This is a genomic window from Flavobacterium sp. PL02 (assembly GCF_035013205.1).
Lineage (GTDB): Bacteria > Bacteroidota > Bacteroidia > Flavobacteriales > Flavobacteriaceae > Flavobacterium.
Genome location: NZ_JAYGJP010000003.1, coordinates 230,043 through 248,973, shown reverse-complemented (window position 1 = coordinate 248,973; position 18,931 = coordinate 230,043). Strand labels below are relative to the sequence as shown.

Annotated in this window: 18 protein-coding genes; 3 read left to right on the top strand and 15 right to left on the bottom strand. The window is 34.2% G+C overall.

Translation table 11 applies throughout. The features are described from left to right. Positions 1-43 precede the first annotated feature (43 nt). Positions 44-2,821 (top strand): M4 family metallopeptidase, encoded by a 2,778-nt coding sequence (locus SHI72_RS12070; RefSeq protein ID WP_323490101.1) that lies wholly within the window; start codon positions 44-46, stop codon positions 2,819-2,821. A gap of 49 nt (positions 2,822-2,870) precedes the next feature. Here the strand turns inward: SHI72_RS12070 and SHI72_RS12065 are convergent, their stop codons facing one another. The 7 genes from SHI72_RS12065 to hemB all read right to left on the bottom strand — a co-directional run bounded on the left by SHI72_RS12065 (position 2,871) and on the right by hemB (position 10,023). Beyond that, positions 2,871-3,623, bottom strand: coding sequence for a hypothetical protein (locus SHI72_RS12065; protein WP_323490100.1), 753 nt, complete (start codon positions 3,621-3,623; stop codon positions 2,871-2,873). Between the two features lie 136 nt (positions 3,624-3,759). Then, positions 3,760-5,199, bottom strand: coding sequence for a nucleoside recognition domain-containing protein (locus SHI72_RS12060; protein ID WP_323490099.1), 1,440 nt, complete (start codon positions 5,197-5,199; stop codon positions 3,760-3,762). A gap of 410 nt (positions 5,200-5,609) precedes the next feature. Beyond that, positions 5,610-6,683 (bottom strand): winged helix DNA-binding domain-containing protein, encoded by a 1,074-nt coding sequence (locus tag SHI72_RS12055; protein WP_323490098.1) that lies wholly within the window; start codon positions 6,681-6,683, stop codon positions 5,610-5,612. Positions 6,684-6,767: 84 nt separating this feature from the next. After that, complete coding sequence (locus SHI72_RS12050) at positions 6,768-7,481, bottom strand: 3'-5' exonuclease (protein WP_323490097.1); 714 nt, start codon at positions 7,479-7,481, stop codon at positions 6,768-6,770. A 217-nt stretch (positions 7,482-7,698) separates the two neighbouring features. After that, complete coding sequence (locus tag SHI72_RS12045; protein WP_323490096.1) at positions 7,699-8,175, bottom strand: methylated-DNA--[protein]-cysteine S-methyltransferase; 477 nt, start codon at positions 8,173-8,175, stop codon at positions 7,699-7,701. A 437-nt stretch (positions 8,176-8,612) separates the two neighbouring features. Then, a complete protein-coding gene (locus tag SHI72_RS12040) occupies positions 8,613-9,011 on the bottom strand; it encodes a c-type cytochrome (RefSeq protein WP_323490095.1) in 399 nt (132 codons plus the stop codon). A 19-nt stretch (positions 9,012-9,030) separates the two neighbouring features. Further along, positions 9,031-10,023 carry a porphobilinogen synthase gene (gene hemB, locus SHI72_RS12035; protein WP_323490094.1) on the bottom strand — a complete coding sequence of 331 codons (993 nt, stop codon included), beginning with the start codon at positions 10,021-10,023 and terminating at the stop codon, positions 9,031-9,033. A gap of 231 nt (positions 10,024-10,254) precedes the next feature. Between hemB and SHI72_RS12030 the strand changes: the two genes are divergently transcribed. Further along, positions 10,255-10,887, top strand: a complete 633-nt coding sequence (locus tag SHI72_RS12030; RefSeq protein ID WP_039113491.1) for a hypothetical protein — start codon at positions 10,255-10,257, stop codon at positions 10,885-10,887. Between the two features lie 3 nt (positions 10,888-10,890). Further along, positions 10,891-12,702 carry a hypothetical protein gene (locus tag SHI72_RS12025; protein WP_323490093.1) on the top strand — a complete coding sequence of 604 codons (1,812 nt, stop codon included), beginning with the start codon at positions 10,891-10,893 and terminating at the stop codon, positions 12,700-12,702. A 57-nt stretch (positions 12,703-12,759) separates the two neighbouring features. On the opposite strand, the gene SHI72_RS12020 is transcribed toward SHI72_RS12025, so the two are convergent. From SHI72_RS12020 to hemC, 8 genes are all read right to left on the bottom strand, one after another. Continuing rightward, a complete protein-coding gene (locus tag SHI72_RS12020) occupies positions 12,760-13,704 on the bottom strand; it encodes a DUF4421 family protein (protein ID WP_323490092.1) in 945 nt (314 codons plus the stop codon). Further along, positions 13,695-14,597 (bottom strand): oxygen-dependent coproporphyrinogen oxidase, encoded by a 903-nt coding sequence (gene hemF, locus SHI72_RS12015; RefSeq protein WP_323490091.1) that lies wholly within the window; start codon positions 14,595-14,597, stop codon positions 13,695-13,697. The genes SHI72_RS12020 and hemF overlap by 10 nt, the downstream gene beginning before the upstream one ends. Further along, positions 14,597-15,019 carry a hypothetical protein gene (locus SHI72_RS12010; protein WP_323490090.1) on the bottom strand — a complete coding sequence of 141 codons (423 nt, stop codon included), beginning with the start codon at positions 15,017-15,019 and terminating at the stop codon, positions 14,597-14,599. The genes hemF and SHI72_RS12010 overlap by 1 nt, the downstream gene beginning before the upstream one ends. 19 nt (positions 15,020-15,038) lie before the next feature. Then, positions 15,039-15,599 carry a GNAT family protein gene (locus tag SHI72_RS12005; protein WP_323490089.1) on the bottom strand — a complete coding sequence of 187 codons (561 nt, stop codon included), beginning with the start codon at positions 15,597-15,599 and terminating at the stop codon, positions 15,039-15,041. A gap of 10 nt (positions 15,600-15,609) precedes the next feature. Then, positions 15,610-15,984: a hypothetical protein gene (locus SHI72_RS12000; RefSeq protein WP_039118432.1), complete on the bottom strand. Its 375-nt coding sequence runs from the start codon at positions 15,982-15,984 to the stop codon at positions 15,610-15,612. 104 nt (positions 15,985-16,088) lie between these two features. Continuing rightward, entirely contained in the window at positions 16,089-17,114 is a 1,026-nt protein-coding gene (gene hemE, locus SHI72_RS11995; RefSeq protein ID WP_039118433.1) for a uroporphyrinogen decarboxylase, read from the bottom strand. A gap of 79 nt (positions 17,115-17,193) precedes the next feature. Then, the gene (locus SHI72_RS11990; RefSeq protein ID WP_039118434.1) at positions 17,194-17,868 is read right to left on the bottom strand and encodes a uroporphyrinogen-III synthase; all 675 of its coding nucleotides are present in this window, start codon (positions 17,866-17,868) and stop codon (positions 17,194-17,196) included. Beyond that, positions 17,868-18,794: a hydroxymethylbilane synthase gene (gene hemC / locus SHI72_RS11985; protein ID WP_323490088.1), complete on the bottom strand. Its 927-nt coding sequence runs from the start codon at positions 18,792-18,794 to the stop codon at positions 17,868-17,870. The genes SHI72_RS11990 and hemC overlap by 1 nt, the downstream gene beginning before the upstream one ends. Between the last annotated feature and the right edge of the window lie 137 nt (positions 18,795-18,931).

Here is an 18,931-nt window from a genome sequence, read left to right as displayed (position 1 = left end):
ATACAAACTAATAATTAAATTAACATTAAACCCCAAATCGATTATGAAAAGTACATTACCCAAAATTGCCACAACAACCGCTGTTGTGCTCACATTCTCCTTATCGGCATTTGCACAAATAACGGATAAACGTGTAAGCCAAAAAAATGTATCCGAAAATGGACAACCTAGTTTAATCACTTTTAGTGACCAATCGACCTATAGAGGTACTGATTCTCAAAAAGTCTTTAAAGATCAATTGGGATTGAAAGAAAATCAATCTTTTGCAAGGGTCAAAACTGAGTCTGATCCACAAGGTTACACACATGAAAAATTTCAATTGTACGAACAAGGTATTAAAGTAGAATTTGCCAACTATACCTTACATTCTAAAGACGGAAAACTTGTCTCTATGAATGGTGAGTATTACAACATCGAAAAAGTAAAAACTACACCAAAACTATCCGCTCAAGATGCTCTTAATAGAGCAATTAGCTATACTGGTGCCCAACAATACCTTTGGGAAAATCCGCAAGATGCCAAAGCGATTGGTTATGAAAAACCAAAAGGCGAACTGGTATTTTTACCCGCAATGGAAGATCAAGGTACTAACAGAACTACAGACAAGGTTCGTTTAGCCTATAAATTTGACATTTACGCGACAAATCCGGTAAGTAGAGGGGATTTGTACATCGATGCAGAAAACGGTCAAATATTGTTCTATAATGCAACTATAAAGCATCTCGGAGAATACAGTCATGGACGTAAATCAAAATCTGCTAATGCCGATGCAAAGAACCTAAAAGATGATGCTAGTTTTAAAATGGCTTTTGTTGCAGCAAACGCAGCTACACGTTATAGTGGAACGCAAGTAATTCAAACTACTTTAAGTGGGTCTTCTTATATCCTGGCAGATGCAACAAGAGGTTTAGGTATAAACACGTATAATATGAAAAAAGGAACTAGTTATACTGCTGCTGTAAATTTTACAGATGCAGATAATAACTGGACAGCTGCTGAGTATGCAAATACTAATAAAGACAATGGTGCACTTGATGCTCATTGGGGAGCTGAAAAAACATATGACTATTGGTCAACTGTACATGGTAGAAATAGTTTTAATAACGCAGGTGCCATCATAAAAAGCTATGTACATTACAGTAATGCATACGATAATGCGTACTGGGACGGTAGTGTTATGACTTATGGTGACGGAAGCGGAACTAATTTTGACATCTTAACTGCTATTGATGTTGCAGGACACGAAATTGGTCATGCCGTTTGTACTTATACAGCAAACTTAGCTTACCAAAAAGAATCTGGAGCTATGAATGAAGGTTTCTCAGATATTTGGGGTGCTTGTATCGAATATGCCGCAGCGCCTACAAAATCAACTTGGTTAGTTGGTGAAGATATCGAAAGAAGATCGGGTCATCTTGCTTTACGTTCCATGAGTAATCCTAAATCCGAAGGTCAGCCTGATACTTATGGCGGCACAAACTGGAAAGTTATTAATTGTGGAACTCCTACTCAATCCAATGATTATTGTGGTGTTCATACAAATTCTGGTGTACTAAACCATTGGTTTTATATCTTGTCTGTAGGTAAGACAGGAACAAACGATATAGGAAGTTCTTATAGTGTAACAGGAATTACAATTGATAAAGCTGCAAAAATCGCTTATCGTTTAGAGAGTGTATATTTAACTGCAAATTCTACTTTTGCAAATGCAAGAACATCAGGAATACAATCGGCTATCGATTTATACGGTGCTGGTTCTGCAGAGGTAATCGCAACAACTAATGCATTTTATGCTGTAGGTGTTGGAGCTGCTTATTCAGGTTCTACAGATACAATTGCGCCAACTGCTCCAACTGCTCTTGCAGCTTCTGGAACAACTGGATCAACTACCAATTTAACATGGACTGCGGCAACAGATAACGTAGCCGTAACTGGATATGATATTTACGAAGGAACAACTCTTAAAGGTTCATCTACAACTACAAGCTATACTGTAACTGGATTAACAGCTTTAACAGCTTATAGCTTTAATGTAAAAGCTAAAGATGCTGCAGGAAATGTTTCTCCAGCAAGCAACACTGTAAATGTAACAACGCTTGCCAATACAATTAGCTATTGTGCATCACAAGGAAGCAATACTGCTGACGAAAAAATCAGTAAGGTAGTATTTGGTACAATCAGCAATACCTCAACAGGAACAGCTGGTTACGAAAACTATACGGCAATTTCAACAAATGCTGCCGCAGGAACTGCTTACACAATTACAATTACTCCTGTTTGGACTTCTACAACCTACAATGAAGGTTATGCCGTTTTTATAGATTATAATCAAGATGGTGATTTTGCAGATTCAGGTGAAACTGTTTGGACAAAAGCAGTATCAAAAACTACTCCTGTAACAGGAACAATCACTATTCCAGCATCTGCTACTCTAGGAAGTACACGATTGAGAGTTGCTATGAAATACAACGGAATCCCAACTTCTTGTGAAGCTTTCTCTTATGGTCAAGTAGAGGATTATACTGTAAACATTACAGCTGCTGGTCCAATTGTATCTCCAGAAGTAACTGCGGGATTAGTAGAAACTAATGATAATGCAAGTTTTGCTTTATATCCAAATCCTGTTGATAATGAGTTGAATGTTTCATTAGCAAAAAGCGACGGAGCAACTTTCAGGATTACGAATAATCTTGGACAACAAGTAAATTCAGGACAATTAAACGGATCGTCTATAGATGTAAGCAGATTAAATACTGGTATTTACATCATAGAATTAAATAACGGCGGAAAAAGAATCGTTAAGAAATTCGTTAAGAAATAAATTGTTGCTTACTAAAAACGGAAAAGCCTCGCAATGTGCGAGGCTTTTTTTATTCTGCAAATTGAGGATAAAATTCATTAAAAGTAATGTCTTTTTTCCAGTACACCTTTTCCTTTGGGGTTAACAATCGTTTTTCCCATTTATTGTTTTTTAGATGAAACACGATAGAATCAGAATGTTCTACGGTTCCCATATCTTCATCATTAACATCTTCTTTACCACCGTAAGAAACTCTTTTGCTATAAAAAGAAACTGGTTCATTTTTAGGATCTATTCCTCCAAATTCTAACCAACTTCCCCAACCACCGTCACTCATAGAGTCCCAGTCGTGCACAAGCTGTACCTTATTATTTTTTAGATAATACAAAAAGTGTTGGCGATTATATCCACAAGCTTCATAACCAAAACTGACATGGATAAAAGGTGATACCTCAGCATTATCTTCATCTGATAAACCATATGTCGCGCCCCAACCCGAACCTTCTGTAAATGGAACAATGGTAACCTTATCTGATCCTACTTTTGTTTTATTAGTAAAGAAATCAAGTCTGTATTGAACAGTTATTAGACTGTCTTTATCAATTTTCTTATCCAAAAGAGAAGCTAAAACATAGTTACTCACGCCTATTTCTTCATTTCCAGAAATATATATCGTATCGATTTTTGGGGTAATAGTATTAAATGCTGGCTTTGCCGTCATTTCTTTTTTGTCTTCTTTAGTCCACTTTGGACCTACTGTTGCTGGTTCTTTTTTACAACTTACCACAGCCAACAAAAACAACGTAATGTAAATTCTATTCATATTAACCAACTAACTTTTAAGCTAATAGACTCGTAATTAAAAAAAGCAACATTAGTGCAATTGCAATGTATTTTGTGTATTTACTCATTCTCATACTGTTTTATATTTATATAATTTTTAATTTAAATGCTATTTACTAAAAAAACCAACTCGCCACAAATATAGCTGTAATCACACAAATTACATCAACCAAAAGCATAGTTCCTAAAGCGTAACGGGTATTTTTTATATTAACTGAACCAAAGTAAACCGCAATTACGTAAAAAGTACTTTCGGCGCTACATTGAAAAATACTACTCAATCTTCCAGTCATAGAATCTGCTCCAAAAGTATTCATCGAGTCAATCAAGAATCCACGTGAACCCGCAGAACTAAAAGGACGAAGCATAGCAACTGGCAACGCATCGGTGATTTCTTTACTCACACCCATATTCGAGAAAATAAATGCAATCCAATGGCTTATGATTTCAAATAAACCACTATTTCTAAATAAAGAAATAGCCACTAACATCCCTAAAACGTAAGGAAAAATAGTAACCCCTGTTTTAACACCATTATTTGCACCTACTACAAATGCATCAAAAACAGTAGTTTCTGCTTCAATAAATTTTTTCTCATGTCTTAACGAAAAAACCAAGGTAAACCCAATGATCGCAAACAATATTAATCCTGAAAGATTTGATGTAAAGAAGTTTTTACCAATTAAGTCTAAGCTATTTACATAGAATAAAAGTCCAACAATGGCAGCAATCATAACCATCAAGCCTACAACCAAAGAAGCACTTTTAAAATTAATTTTTTGTTTAATTCCAACAATTAAAAAAGCAGCAATTGTCCCGATAAAAGAGGTAATAATACAAGGCAACATTACATCGGCTGGGTTTGTTGCCCCAGCGGCAGCACGATACCCAATAATAGAAGTTGCAATTAACGTAAGTCCCGATGCATGCAGACACATAAACATAATCTGTGCATCACTGGCTTTGTCCTTATCGGGGTTTATTTCTTGTAAACTCTCCATGGCTTTAAGACCAAACGGAGTCGCCGCAGAATCTAATCCTAAAAAGTTAGCCGCAAAGTTTAAGGTCATATATGAAATCGATGGGTGATTTTTTGGGATACTTGGAAACACTTTTACAAACACCGGACTCAAGCCTTTAGCTAATTTTCCTGAAGCTCCAGAAATGATTAAAAGCTCCATTAATCCGCAGAAAAAAGCCAAATAAGCAATAAGTGGAAGAATTAAATCTACCAAAGTACTCTTACAAGTTGGCAATAAACCATCAGATTTTTGAACACCGCTAAAAATCTTTATGGTTTTGTTTTTATAAACATAGGTCGTATCGGCATTTGCCTCATCACGATTGATGATAATAGTATTGTCTGGCGCTTTTTTAATACTATCTCTGATAAAAGCAGGAATTTGCTCAATATATTTTTCAGAGATTAAAATAGGCTCGTCTTTCTTACCATTCAAAACATAATCAATAGTATACGTATTACCAGTAAACAAACTGATTACAATAAAAGCAATTGACGAAATAAATATCGCTAGCCAAAATCTACTTAACACCATAATTATATATTTTTTGTAAATGTAATTATTTAGCAATAAAATGCACAACCATTTTACTGATGAAACTCGAAGTATTTGTTATAGATCGAAAATCATTATCCAATTTAATATGTCACCCCGATGGGGTTCAACACTACGAGCTCTAATTATTGCTATAAATAGCCCACTCCTAACGGAGTTTTTATAGCTTTCGTGAAGCATGACCTAATAGAAACCATCAAATATTTATTCTGAAACCCTTGCAAATACTTGACTCAAACCTAATGCAATAAAATTGCACTAATGTTTTAGCAAGAACAAATCATAACATGGTTTGAACAGCCCTAGCAGGGCGTCATATTTATAGAAAATGTTACAATATTGATATCAATAGCTCTGTAAGAGCGACATAAAAAATCTGTATCTAAAAGCTATTCGATAACAATTTTAGTTTCCAGATAATTTTCAAAAGAGCTAATACCATCAAACAGAGCTACTTTTTTATCATTCTCAATTTCATGAAAAAATTGCGTTTCTATTTTCGCATGGTCTTTTTTAATGGTTCTTTTCCAAGTTCCAATGACTTTTCCGTTTTCTAGAATAATTGGTCTAAAAATACCGTTATTAGTAAACGCCTTTGATTGATGTTCTTGTAAAATAGATGCTTCACGTGTTTTATACGAAATTAAAATCTCATCGAATGCAGGAAGAAAATGTACGCTTTCGCGAAAGTTATCCTCATCGGTAAAATTGGTTCCAAACCAATATTTTTGATTCTCGATTTCTATCGAGTTTAGTTCTGATTCAATCGAGCTAATAACCTGTTTGCAAGTTGTAGGTGAAAAACCAGACCACCAGGAAAAATCTAATAACGTGGCAGGGCCATGACTTTCAAAATAACGTTTGGTTAATTTAGCCAAACCCTCGTCTTTAGACAGTTTCGTTTTTGGCTTTGTAACTCTTTCATCCAGCAAAGCATACGTTATCTGCTTGCCTTTCATTCTTCCATTACAAACTAAACCTACCGACTCAGCATACATCATGATAGGTCCGCTCAAAGAATCATCACTACAAATTTTATTGATGTTGAGTTCCTGCATGATCTCATCCCGAGTTAGATGATTATTACCAGCCAATATTTTTTCGATAGATGCATTAATTTTTTCAAATTTTTCATCATCAAATCCATATTTTTTGACATAAGAAGCTACTATTCTCTTGACTTGAGGTCCAGAAACATCCAACATCCAATGAATATCTTCTGCAGCAACAAAATGCCAGGTTGGTCGCAGAATGTGCGTTCGGATAATTTCTGCTGAATTTATTGCTTCTTCTATAGCTTTTTCAGTAGCATCACAACGAGAACCAATCGCCCATTTTGCCATTGCATAATCCTGAGCCTGCATTGCACCCAAATGATGCACAATGTCTTGTGGAGAACTTGGTGCTTTTTTATATAGTTTTTGAGAAACTAATCGATGATGTGAAATTTCCTGATGTACCATTGTAAAACATTAAAATCTTATAAATTATGTAAGTCCACTTAAACTTTGAACCTCTGTTCCTTTGTACCTTTGTACCTTTAAAAACTATACATGAATAATTTCATCATCAATCAACAAATCTTCACGTCGTAAACGCAGAAAAATCTGAGCCACAGCAATAGTATCTTTCTCGCAATAGGTTACGATTCGGTCAATGTCTTTCTCTACATAATAAACATGTCCTACCTGACTTCCATCGATATCTCCTTTTGGAGAAGGAACTCCTAAGATTTTAGTCAATAATTTCAGCGAAGTAAAATGCTTGTAATCACCGAATTTCCAAAGCTCCAACGTATCTAGATGCGGAATTTCCCAAGGTTTTTTTCCAAATAAATTCAGCATGTCTGGAATTGCAATTTGGTTGATAATCATACGTCTGGCGATAAACGGAATGTCAAATTCCTTTGCATTATGTCCGCATAAAACGTGGTACGGTTTATTGTAATGGTTGTTTAATAGATTATTGAAATCTTTCAGGATTTTTACCTCATCTCCAAAAAATGAGGTCACTCTAAAATTTCGGATATCACCTTTGATGGTAAAATACCCAACAGAAATACAAACGATTTTACCAAACTCTGCCCAAATTCCAGCTCGATCATAAAATTCTTCAGCTGTAAAGTCTTCTTTACGCTGATATTGCGTTTTGTGCTCCCAAAGTTCTTTCATCTCATCATCTAGTTCTCCAAAATCGGCTGTTTCGGGAACGGTTTCTATATCTAGAAAAAGGATGTTGTTTAGGTTTATTTTTTCAATCATTATTTAGACAGCTTAGATTTTTAGACTTACTTAGACTTCTTAGATTATTGAACTTAAATTAGTTAGATGACTTAGACATTCTTAGAATGTTAGACTACTTGGATTTTTAGACTTTGCTTAAAAACCTTTAAACACAAATTATCACTAATTCATCGCCTGTATAAATGTACTTAAATTTTGATACTTTTAAAATTCTTGTCCATTTGTGCTCAGAAAATTAAAACAAACTTTGCTGCTTAAGAGGGTTTTCATGATCTAGCAACCATTTTTTACGCCATAATCCGCCAGCATATCCTGTTAATGAACCATCGGTTCCTATTACTCGGTGACATGGAACAACTATCCAAAGTGGATTTTTACCATTTGCCGATGCTACTGCACGAATAGCTTTGACATCTCCAAGTTTTTTAGATAGTTCTAAATAACTCATGGTTTTACCAAAAGGAATCTCAAGTAATCCTTTCCAAACTCTTTGTTGGAATTCTGTTCCTTTGGGGTTTAGCTTAAAATCGAAATCGGTTCTTTTGCCTAAAAAGTAATCATTTAATTGCGAAACAGCTTCTTGCAACTCGGTTGCAATTGTATCCGAAACCGCATTATCACCAGCGTTAGCTACGGTAATCTCTGAGATTCCGTTTTCGTCACCAACAATTTTGGTGATTCCTAAAGGCGAATTAATGTATGCTGTTTCCATGTTATAAAAGTAAAAAAAATAATAGTAATGATTTGTGATTTCTCTCGACCAATCTTAAATTCTATTATATTTTGATTATAGCTCACGGTTTCAACCGTGTGAAGCAGATTGCGATAATATTGCGTTCCAACGGTTGAAACCGTTGGCAATGTTTATAACATGTATTTATTATGACACGATTACGGTAAATGTCACGCAGATTAAACAGATTTGAATAGATTTTGTACAATCTTGATTTTCCCTATTTATTACGGAGATTCTTCGGCTGCGTTCACAATGACAAGATTGTAGTTAAAAACCTTGCAGGTATAAAAAAACCACTCGTAAATACGAATGGTTTTAGTTTTTTTTAGCCCCGATAGAAGCGGCATCCTTTATGTTTTTTCTTTAAAAACATAAAGATATAGCGGCGATCCCGATAGCTATCGGGATAACTCCTACTTTAAAAAGCTATAAAAATAGGCTTCGATTGCTTTTAGTTCTTCGTCGGACATGGCTTGTGTTACAGGAAAATTGGTTTTCATGACTTCAAACTGACTTGGGTCGACTATTGGATCGCCTTTTCCTTTAAGAAACGTAACCATGTCTCCATTTTTCTCTTTGTATATTTTGGCAATTTCTTTTATGCTTGGACCGATAACTTTTTGGTCTACCTGATGGCAGGCAAAACAGTTTCCTTGTCCTTCGAAAATTGCTTTCCCTAATTCTTCGGGCGTTTTAGCTTCTAAAGTAGCCGACTCTTCGATTGGCATTCCTGAATTATCGATTGTTGTTTTCTCTTCTTTTTTACAAGAAACGAATGCAATTATTGCAAATGCAAGTATTATTTTTTTCATGCTTATGTATTTCAATCTTTTACTTATTTAAAATCACAGCAGCTTCTTTGGCAAAGTATGTCGAGATAATACTGGCTCCTGCTCTCTTAATGCAATATAGTTGCTCTATCATGATTTTGTCGTGATCTAACCAACCTCTTTCGGCTGCGGCCTTTACCATAGCGTATTCTCCCGAAACCTGATATACTGCAACTGGCACGTGAGCTGCATCTTTTATCTCGCGAACGATATCCAGATAAGCAATTCCTGGTTTTACCATAACGATATCTGCTCCTTCTTCTACATCTAGCAATGCTTCACGAAGTCCTTCGATACGATTAGCATAATCCATTTGGTATGTTTTTTTATCTTTTGGAATATCTAAAGAATCAACTGGTGCAGAATCTAATGCATCACGAAACGGTCCGTAAAATGCCGAAGCATATTTGGCACTATAACTCATGATTCCCACATTGTGGTGTCCGTTTTCTTCTAATGCTTTACGGATTGCAAGAACGCGACCGTCCATCATGTCGCTTGGCGCTACAAAATCGGCTCCTGCATCGGCATGACTTAAACTCATACGAGTTAATGCATCTACCGTTGCATCGTTTATAACTTGTCCGTTTTCTATAATTCCGTCATGTCCATAAATAGAAAATGGGTCTAGTGCTACATCTGGCATTACAATCATTTCTGGAACTGCATCTTTTATAGCACGAATAGCTTGTTGCATTAATCCATCTTTGTTCCATGCTTCTACCCCTTTATTGTCTTTAAGGTTTTCGCTCACTTTTACATAAAGATTCACTGCTTTTATCCCTAATGCCCAAGCTTCTTTTACTTCTTTTATCGTGTTATCCAATGAATGACGATATATTCCTGGCATTGACGGAATAGCGACTTTTACATCTTTTCCTTCGGCAATAAACATTGGAAGCATAAAATCATTTGGACTTAGTGTAGTTTCACGAACTAAAGAGCGAATAGATTCATTAGTTCTTAAACGGCGGTTTCTTTGTAGTGGGAACATAAGTGTTTTTTATAAATTTTTAAGAAGTATGCTAATGCTAAAAAAGCCTTAACATCCGTTTTAAAGTTGAAATTAAAATTGTGTCGCAAAGTTAAAGAAAAATCAACAGAATAAGGCTTTTAGCATTGTTTAGAATGCGTTAATATTATCTAAAATTTACTGTTTTATATTTCCCATTTAAGAATCTTCTTATATCATGGTTTTTAAAATATTTAAATTTAAATTTGCCTGATGAAGAAAATTCTCGCTTTATGCTGCTGTTTGCTCTTAACAGGATGTTTTGAGATAACGGAACGAATCAAACACCATGACGATCAAAGTGGTGAATACACCCTTATGGTTGACTTTTCGAAATCATGGTTTAAGACCAAATCGGCCATTTGGCTGGAAGAAGTTGATGGTGTGAAAATCCCGAATGAACAGGAAATCACCAAGAAACTAGCCGATTTTAAAGCAAAAGCTTTAAAAATTGACGGAATTTCAAATGTAAGTACTAAAACTGATTTTGAAAATTATGTTTTCATTATTAAACTCAACTATGCCAATTTAAAAGCACTCAATGCCATTGTAAATAGTATTAATAATCAGAGTGACCAAATTCATTTTAGCAGTAATGCTAAGAGTTTTGAAAGGATTGCCTCTTACCCTGTTCCTGAAAACCTGGTAAAAGACCCAAAGAAAAAACAAGATTTGGAACAAGCCAACATTATATCGATTTACACCTTTGACCGTGATATTGCCAACACTGATAACCCTAACAGTAAAATCTCTAAAAACAAAAAGACCGTTTTTTTAAAACAAAATATGTACAGCGTACTTAAAAAATCGTCTTTAATGAATAATACAATCCAATTAATTCCCTAGTATATGAAGCATTTTTTTACCTATTTTATTCTATTAACAACCTTATTTGCCAATAGTCAGACCAATACTAAACCATACGACTATTTTGTACAATTTAATGGCGACCAACTTTCTAAGAAAGTAAATATTCTTGATGTATTAAATCATTCTTTGATTAATAAATATACTGAAGGCAAGCCCGATTATGATATCAACCAATATGCAAACCTTTTTAAATTAGACCAAAAAATAAGCGTAAACGGAAATTTCACAGATAGTATTCCGTATTACCAAGTCACAATTCCTATTAAGAATAGAAATGACATTAAACAATTCATGCAAAAACTGCATGTAGAAAAAAATGCAGATTCTATCCCAACAGCTACAATCGAAGATTTTCCTCTATACTCTCTATTAACTTCTGTAAATAAAGGAAGTTCTATGGCATGGAACGATAATTATCTTGTGATTGTAGGTTTTACAAAAAAGTATAGCTCTAATCTATACGATATTCCAGAAATCCAGGAAGAAATCACTGTAGATGTAGCTCCAGATGAAGGAGAACCTATAGGAGAATCTCCTATTGACATTAACACTCCATATACAATAGAGGAACCTATAGACTCTACAGCTGTTTCTACCGATAACTATTACGCTGAATATGATCTTGGACGTGCTGCTTTTGATAGTTTACAATCGATACAACGAAATGATTTTATTAAATCTCTTTTCGAAAAAGGTTTTACTGCTCCATCTTCTGATAAGATAAACGCTACTGCAGACATCTCATCTTGGATTAATTACAGCGCAGCTATGTCTTCTTTTTACGAGTCTTACGCTACTCTATCTCAATTTACCACTTATAATAAATTCTTGCCTTCTCAAAAAAACTGGGGAAATCTTGTAAAGGGAATCAATTTGGATTTTTATTTTGATAATGATAATGCTCGTGTAGAAGAGATTATTGAATACTCTAAACCAATGGCTGATATTGTGGACAAAATGGCCAATAGAAAAATTAATAAAAACATTTTTAATTATTTTCCTGACAAAAAGCCTTTGGGTTATATGAGCTATCATATTAACACCAAAGAAACATTAAAAAACTTTCCGAATTTAATGACCGAAGTTTTAAATAGTGCTGCATTAACAAAGGATGATATGGGTATTGTAACGGATTTAATCTCGACTATTGTTGATGAGGAAGCCACTGCAACTCTTTTTGACGGTGATTTAAGCATGTTCTTACTCGATGTTAAGGAAATTGAGGTAACGTCAAAATCTTACGAATACGACGATAATTATGAAGAAATAGAAGTTGAGAAAAAAGAGAAGAAATCAATTCCGCTTTTTTCAATGGTTTTTACCTCAACGCATCCAACATTTGGCGACAAGCTGATACAGTTAGGTGTTCGTAAAAAATTATTGGTACAAAAAGGAAATTATTACGAAATCGTCGGAACCAACGGTAAATACGGGGATTTGTTTATCCTTAAGGATAAGGATGTAGTAGTAATTGCAAATTCTCGTGACTACTTCAACACCAATAACGGATCATTTGTAAAGGAAGTAAAGAAAGACTTGAAGCAAAATTACTTTTTAGCGAAGCTTAATATTCCTGAGATTTCTAATGCATATAGTCATACTGCTGAAACAAAAACTGCTGATATTAAAAAAATCGATCAATTTGCAACACAGTTTAGTGATATAACACTTCAATCTTCGAAAAAACTGATTGATAATAAACTAAAATTTGAATTACGATTAAATTCGTTAAAATCGGATAAGAACATCATTCTGCAAACGTTAGATTTTGTTCAGGAACTTAGCAAATAATCTAGATTTTAGTAGATAAAAAGAGAGAGGCACCGTTGGTGCCTCTCTCTTTTTATGTTATAATCCCGTTTTCTGATTTATTTTATCATAAATCTCAGTCACTTTTTTGGGAGCATTAAATCGATAACCCGCCGTAATTTTTATAGTCGATATATTATCATTTAAACCTATATCACTTGTTTCACCCTCAACAAAATTGAGATAATTAATATTCATGAATACAAAAAACGAATCGGAATTGTAACCCGTTTTCAAACTCATATCCAATTCAGAAACCACTTTAGAATGACCCTCTGTAAAATAAACACCTGCACCCAAAGATAATCCTGCAGAAACCAAAACATGTTTTCCTAAAACCAGATTATAAAAATAGGATGGCGCCAATGAGAACAGATATGTTTTCCCATTTATTTTATCTCCATCTCCATTATATTTTATATTGGTGTAATAAGCAGAAAAATTAGGAATAAAACTTCCTGCACTCTTTGTTTGCCACTCATTCTGACTTGCGATCGCTTTATAAGAAAACTTTTTATTAAAAATATAAGATGTAGCTCCTCCTATTTTAATCGATTTAAATCCTGGGAAAGCCGCATCTATACCATCTTGACTTACATAAAACCCTTTTTGATAAAAATAAGTAAAGCTCTGCATCCATTGCTTATGATACAATCTTGTATTAAGACTTAAAAGCTTAGAACCAGAATTATCTTTATTGGCATTTAAAAATTTTGGCGAGAAACCAAATGACAAATCAACAAACTTAAACGAAAGTGAAGCTCCTAATTGTTCTTTTCGATTAGGAATCAAATTAAGAATTTTTGTCCCTTCTCCAGGAACAGGGTAAACAAACTGAAAATTATTGGATGTATCCAGATAATAAATACTTGCGGTAACCTTATCATCATATGATTTAAAATAGGGATTTTGAAGAGAATCTTTTTGAGCAAAACACCCAAAAACTCCTGCAAAAAACATAATATAAATCAATTTTACATCCATTCTCTAGGATTTTCAAGCGTTTGTATTAGTTTTTCCTCATCGCTTCCTACTTCTGGCTGATGATCGTAAACCCATTGTACATGAGGTGGCAAACTCATTAAGATACTCTCGATTCTACCATTGGTTTTTAAACCAAATAAAGTTCCTTTATCGTGAACCAGATTAAACTCGACATAACGACCACGACGAATTTCTTGCCATGTTCTTTGTTCTTCGGTATATAATAGAATTTTTCTTCTTTCGACAATTGGAACATAAGCTTCTAAGAAACTATTTCCTACTTCAGTAACAAAATTATACCAATCCTGCATGCTCATTTCGTCTGTAGCTTTGCAATAATCAAAGAACAATCCTCCTATTCCGCGGGCCTCGTTACGGTGCGCGTTCCAAAAGTAGGCATCACATTGTTTTTTATATTTCGGATAAAACTCTGGATTGTGTTTGTCACAAGCTATTTTACATGTCTGATGAAAATGTTTCGCATCTTTTTCGAACAAATAATAAGGCGTTAAATCCTGACCTCCACCAAACCATTGCTGAATTACATTTCCTTTGTCATCATACATTTCAAAATAACGCCAATTGGCGTGGACAGTAGGAACCATTGGATTTTTTGGGTGTAAAACCAAACTTAGTCCGCAAGCAAAAAAATCGGCTTCGCCTACATTAAACATTTTTTGCATGGCTTCTGGCAATTTACCATGAACTGCCGATATATTAACGCCGCCTTTTTCAAAAACAGCTCCGTTTTCGATTACACGTGTTCTTCCGCCGCCTCCTTCTGGACGCTCCCAAATATCTTCACGGAATTTGGCTTGACCATCAACCGCTTCTAATCCTGAAACTATTGTATCCTGAAGGCCTTGTATATATTTATAAAACTGTTCTTTCACTATTTATTTATGTTTATGGTATCAACATTTTTAAACTCGTAATAAACGTCAAAAACCTCTATTGTACCCTTTTTAATAATTTTTACTAATGGAGATTTTCCTTTTTTTGATAATGAATCTCCTATTTCAATCTTTTCCCAAAGCATATTATACCCAATATGCCAACTGGAATCTTTTAACTTAAAAACTGGGCTATTTCTACTCTCTTTATCTAAATATTTTCTAGCCACAATCCCAGAAAATTCGTCTTTCAACATCTCTTTATACCGCTCTCTACTTATTCGGGCTTCATTAGATGAATATATTGAAATACACACAAAAACAACAAAAAAAGACACAAGAAGAAATCCTTTGTAAAGTGGATTAATCTTTTCTAGATTAAAGTCAAGTACGTTTGTCAGGATTTTTTCAAAAGAAGTCATTTTTTACATTTGTATGTATTTATGAAATTGTTCCTTTATGCAAATTGTAATCTGATTTGAGTAAGCCAAAGTAAACGACATTTTCAAATATGCCATTTCCGTCTATAAATTCGTCTCGTAAAATTCCTTCTTGTTGAAAATTGTGCTTTAACGCAATGCGCTGACTAGCCAAATTAACTTCTGAAGTACATATAAAAACTTTATTCATCAAGAGTTCATTAAAGCAAAAATCAAGTGTATACGAAACGAGTCCTGAAATTATTCCTTTTCCCTGAAAATTTTCATCAATGAAGTATCCCAATTCGCACTTTAAAGTTCGGTTATTAATACTTTTTACACATAAATATCCAATTAAATCACCAGTTTCAATGTTTCGGGCATAAAAGTGATACCCTTCTTTGTTCTTTTCTTTATCTAAGCTAAAGGCAATAAATTTTTGCGTACTTTCTAAATCTAAGCAATGAGATAAAGTTACCGGAAAGGTTTTTTCAATATGCTTTTTATTCTTATCAATTAGTTTATAAAATTCTTCGGGAAGAATATTTTCAATTCTTTCTATTTTCCAATTAATAAGATCCATAAGTTTTGTTTTATTTTCTTGCGGAAGCTATTTTACTAATAATCCCAAACGAAAAAGTCTTGCTTTCTCGCTGAATATATTCGTAAATAGCAATTGCTTTTCCTGAAAAATTATAATTTTCTACAATAGAGAATTTAACTAAAAAATCTCCAAATAACTCTAATTGATCCCAATCTAAATGACATCGAAGCAAGAGTGTAATTAGATCTTCTTCATTAAGGCTAACCAAAGTTTCTACACTTAAGCCAAAGTTTTTAAGATCATTATCTATAAGGCTAGTATCCTCTACATTCCAAAACTTAGGTAAAAACACAATAGACATCAATACCTTAAGCGTATTGTCTATTCGTATACTTTCTTCGTCTCTTAATCCCTTGTTTAGCATGTTTTCTTAGTTTTCAGTCGCAGTTTAAAGTTTCAGTTCCAATCGCAGTTTTCAGCCACAATATTGAGAACTGAAAACTGCGACTGAATACTGTAAACTATATACTAATTCCCGTATTCCTTAACCGCGTCAATAAACGCTTTGGCGTGGTCTACAGGAACATTTGGTAAAATTCCGTGACCTAAATTTACGATATATTTGTCTTTTCCGAATTCATCAATCATTTGGTGTACCATTTTTTTGATGGTTGGAATTGGAGAAAATAATCTTGATGGATCAAAATTTCCTTGTAATGTTATATTTCCTCCAGATAGGTAACGAGCATTTCTTGCCGAACAAGTCCAGTCAACTCCTAATGCCGAAGCACGACTCTGACCCATTTCGCCTAAAGCAAACCAACATCCTTTTCCGAAAACAATTACCGGAGCGTGGTCAGCCAAAGCTTCAACAATCTGATTCATGTATTTCCATGAAAACTCTTGATAATCTACAGGTGAAAGCATTCCACCCCAAGAATCAAAAATCTGAACAGCGTCAACTCCTGCTTTTACTTTTTCTTTTAGGTATAAAATAGTTGTATCTGTAATTTTTTGTAATAATGTATGTGCAGCTGCTGGGTTTGAAAAACAAAATCCTTTAGCAGTATCAAAACTTTTAGAACCTTTACCTTCTACAGCATAGCAGAAAATTGTCCAAGGAGAACCTGCAAAACCAATTAAAGGCACCTCATCATTCAGCATTTCCTTTGTTAGCTTAATTGCATCCATTACGTAACCAAGGCTTTCCTGAATGTCCGGAATATAAACTCTCTGAACATCTTGCATCGTACGGATAGGATTTGGTAAAAACGGACCAAAATTCTCTTTCATCAATACTTCAATTCCCATTGCTTGAGGAACTACTAAAATATCCGAGAATAAAATTGCAGCATCTGGAGCAATACGACGAATAGGCTGTACAGTAATTTCTGCAGCTAATTCTGGAGTCTGACAACGAGTGAAAAAATCATATTTATCACGCAAAGCGATAAATTCTGGCAAATATCTTCCTGCCTGACGCATCATCCAAACTGGCGGACGTTGAACTGTTTCTCCTTTAAGTGCTTTTAAAAATAGGTCGTTTTTTAACATGGTTTTTATTTGCTTTAGGCTTTAAGCTTTAGGCTTTAAGCATTTGTTTGTCTATAATTTTTTGCTTTCAGCTTAATGCCTAAAGCTTATTGCAATATTCAGTAATTACGTCTTCAAGCACATCTTCAACAGTTGGTTGATCAGCGATGATGATGTTTTTAGTAATTTTTTCTAAAGCCTCTGCCGTGGTTTCTCCAATACAAAAGCATTTTTCATTTTTAATAGTATTCTCTTTCAGATAACTTTCAATTCCAGATGGGCTATAAAACAAGATTCCATCTACAGCTGAATTGATTTTTTGAGGAGTTAAAGTAGTTTCATACACATTAATCTCATTCAATTTTACTCCAGCATCTTTTAGTGCTTTTGGCAATGTTTCTCTTCTAAGGTTTCCACTGAAAAAGGTATAACTTTCATTGCCATAAATCAAAGTAATTATTTCGGCAAGATCAGCTGCATAACCAGTATAAGCTACAACATTAAATCCGCTTTCAGATAATAGAATCTTTGTTTTTAAACCAACGCAAAAGACATTTTTACTTTTCAATTCTTCTGATTTTGGATCAGATAAAACGCTATGAACTGCATTCTGACTCGTGAAAATCAGATTTTCGTTGATATCCTGAATCTTAAAAGGTTTATTTTGAGTTTCAATGAAATTTGCTTCTACTAAATCAATATTTGCTTTTTGCAATTCTTGTTTCTGAATACTCGAAAGTATTTTTGTAGATAATATTTGAATTGTTTTAGCCATTATTTTTTTAGAGATTCTTTAATCGATTTCATTAATTCAGCCCCACCATTCATAAGAATTTCTTGTGCCATATTAAAACCTAGTTTTTTCCATTCTTCAATTGGAACAATCTTATCAATTTCGATTTTTATTTTTCCATCCAAAGAAAATAAAACCCCTTGAAAATGAAGTGTATCTTCTTCATCATTATATTTGACTAAAGAGCCTATTGGTGCGGTACAACCACCCTCAAGAGTTCTTAAAAACTGGCGTTCGATATAAGTAACAATTTCTGTTTCTATATCATTAAGTTGAGTTAGAGCGTCCAATGCAAAATTGTCATTTTCCATAGCCACAACAACCATTGCACCTTGAGCTGGTGCTGGAATCATCCAATCCAGATTAATATAATTTTCTGGTTTTAAATTGATTCTCTCTAGTCCTGCTGCTGCAAAAACGGCTCCGCTCCAATCGTTATCGTTTAATTTTTGCATGCGTGTATTTACGTTTCCACGTAAATCAACAACTTTATGATTTGGGTATTTGTTTAACCATTGCGCCTGGCGACGTAAACTTCCGGTTGCAATAGTAGCAGACTCATTTAAGAAATCCAGATTGCCTTTATGAACCAAAATATCTAATGAATTGGCTCTTTCCAGAACAGCTGCCTGAACAATTCCTTTTGGCAAAGCCGTTGGAACATCTTTCATAGAATGCACTGCAATATCTATTTCACCATTAATCATGGCAATATCTAGTGTTTTAGTAAAGATACCTGTGATTCCGAGTTCGTAAAGTGGTTTGTCAAGTAATATATCACCTTGCGATTTAACCGCAATAATTTGGGTTTTATATCCTAAATCGTTTAGTTTTTTCTCGACCGTATGCGCTTGCCAAAGGGCTAATTCGCTATCGCGAGTTCCTATTCTTATAATTTTATCTGCCATTTCTGTTTATTAAAACCAAGGTTTCTTGTTTTTTACCATTAAGAAATTAAGGTTCATTAAGCTTGGTGAGTATTCTTTTAAGTTAATAAAGATAATCTCTTACCTTAAAAAATAGTTCGCTATCCTAATTTTCATCA

Excerpts from the sequence above, each read along its gene's own strand:
- SHI72_RS12060 (WP_323490099.1), bottom strand. The coding sequence starts at position 5,199 with ATGGTGTTAAGTAGATTTTGGCTAGCGATATTTATTTCGTCAATTGCT.
- SHI72_RS11990 (WP_039118434.1), bottom strand. The coding sequence starts at position 17,868 with ATGGCTAAAACAATTCAAATATTATCTACAAAAATACTTTCGAGTATT.
- SHI72_RS12020 (WP_323490092.1), bottom strand. The coding sequence starts at position 13,704 with ATGGATGTAAAATTGATTTATATTATGTTTTTTGCAGGAGTTTTTGGG.
- hemB (WP_323490094.1), bottom strand. The coding sequence starts at position 10,023 with ATGTTCCCACTACAAAGAAACCGCCGTTTAAGAACTAATGAATCTATT.
- SHI72_RS12000 (WP_039118432.1), bottom strand. The coding sequence starts at position 15,984 with ATGCTAAACAAGGGATTAAGAGACGAAGAAAGTATACGAATAGACAAT.
- SHI72_RS12070 (WP_323490101.1), top strand. The coding sequence starts at position 44 with ATGAAAAGTACATTACCCAAAATTGCCACAACAACCGCTGTTGTGCTC.
- hemC (WP_323490088.1), bottom strand. The coding sequence starts at position 18,794 with ATGGCAGATAAAATTATAAGAATAGGAACTCGCGATAGCGAATTAGCC.
- SHI72_RS12045 (WP_323490096.1), bottom strand. The coding sequence starts at position 8,175 with ATGGAAACAGCATACATTAATTCGCCTTTAGGAATCACCAAAATTGTT.
- SHI72_RS12010 (WP_323490090.1), bottom strand. The coding sequence starts at position 15,019 with ATGACTTCTTTTGAAAAAATCCTGACAAACGTACTTGACTTTAATCTA.
- hemE (WP_039118433.1), bottom strand. The coding sequence starts at position 17,114 with ATGTTAAAAAACGACCTATTTTTAAAAGCACTTAAAGGAGAAACAGTT.
- SHI72_RS12005 (WP_323490089.1), bottom strand. The coding sequence starts at position 15,599 with ATGGATCTTATTAATTGGAAAATAGAAAGAATTGAAAATATTCTTCCC.
- SHI72_RS12050 (WP_323490097.1), bottom strand. The coding sequence starts at position 7,481 with ATGATTGAAAAAATAAACCTAAACAACATCCTTTTTCTAGATATAGAA.
- SHI72_RS12065 (WP_323490100.1), bottom strand. The coding sequence starts at position 3,623 with ATGAATAGAATTTACATTACGTTGTTTTTGTTGGCTGTGGTAAGTTGT.
- SHI72_RS12025 (WP_323490093.1), top strand. The coding sequence starts at position 10,891 with ATGAAGCATTTTTTTACCTATTTTATTCTATTAACAACCTTATTTGCC.
- SHI72_RS12040 (WP_323490095.1), bottom strand. The coding sequence starts at position 9,011 with ATGAAAAAAATAATACTTGCATTTGCAATAATTGCATTCGTTTCTTGT.
- SHI72_RS12055 (WP_323490098.1), bottom strand. The coding sequence starts at position 6,683 with ATGGTACATCAGGAAATTTCACATCATCGATTAGTTTCTCAAAAACTA.
- SHI72_RS12030 (WP_039113491.1), top strand. The coding sequence starts at position 10,255 with ATGAAGAAAATTCTCGCTTTATGCTGCTGTTTGCTCTTAACAGGATGT.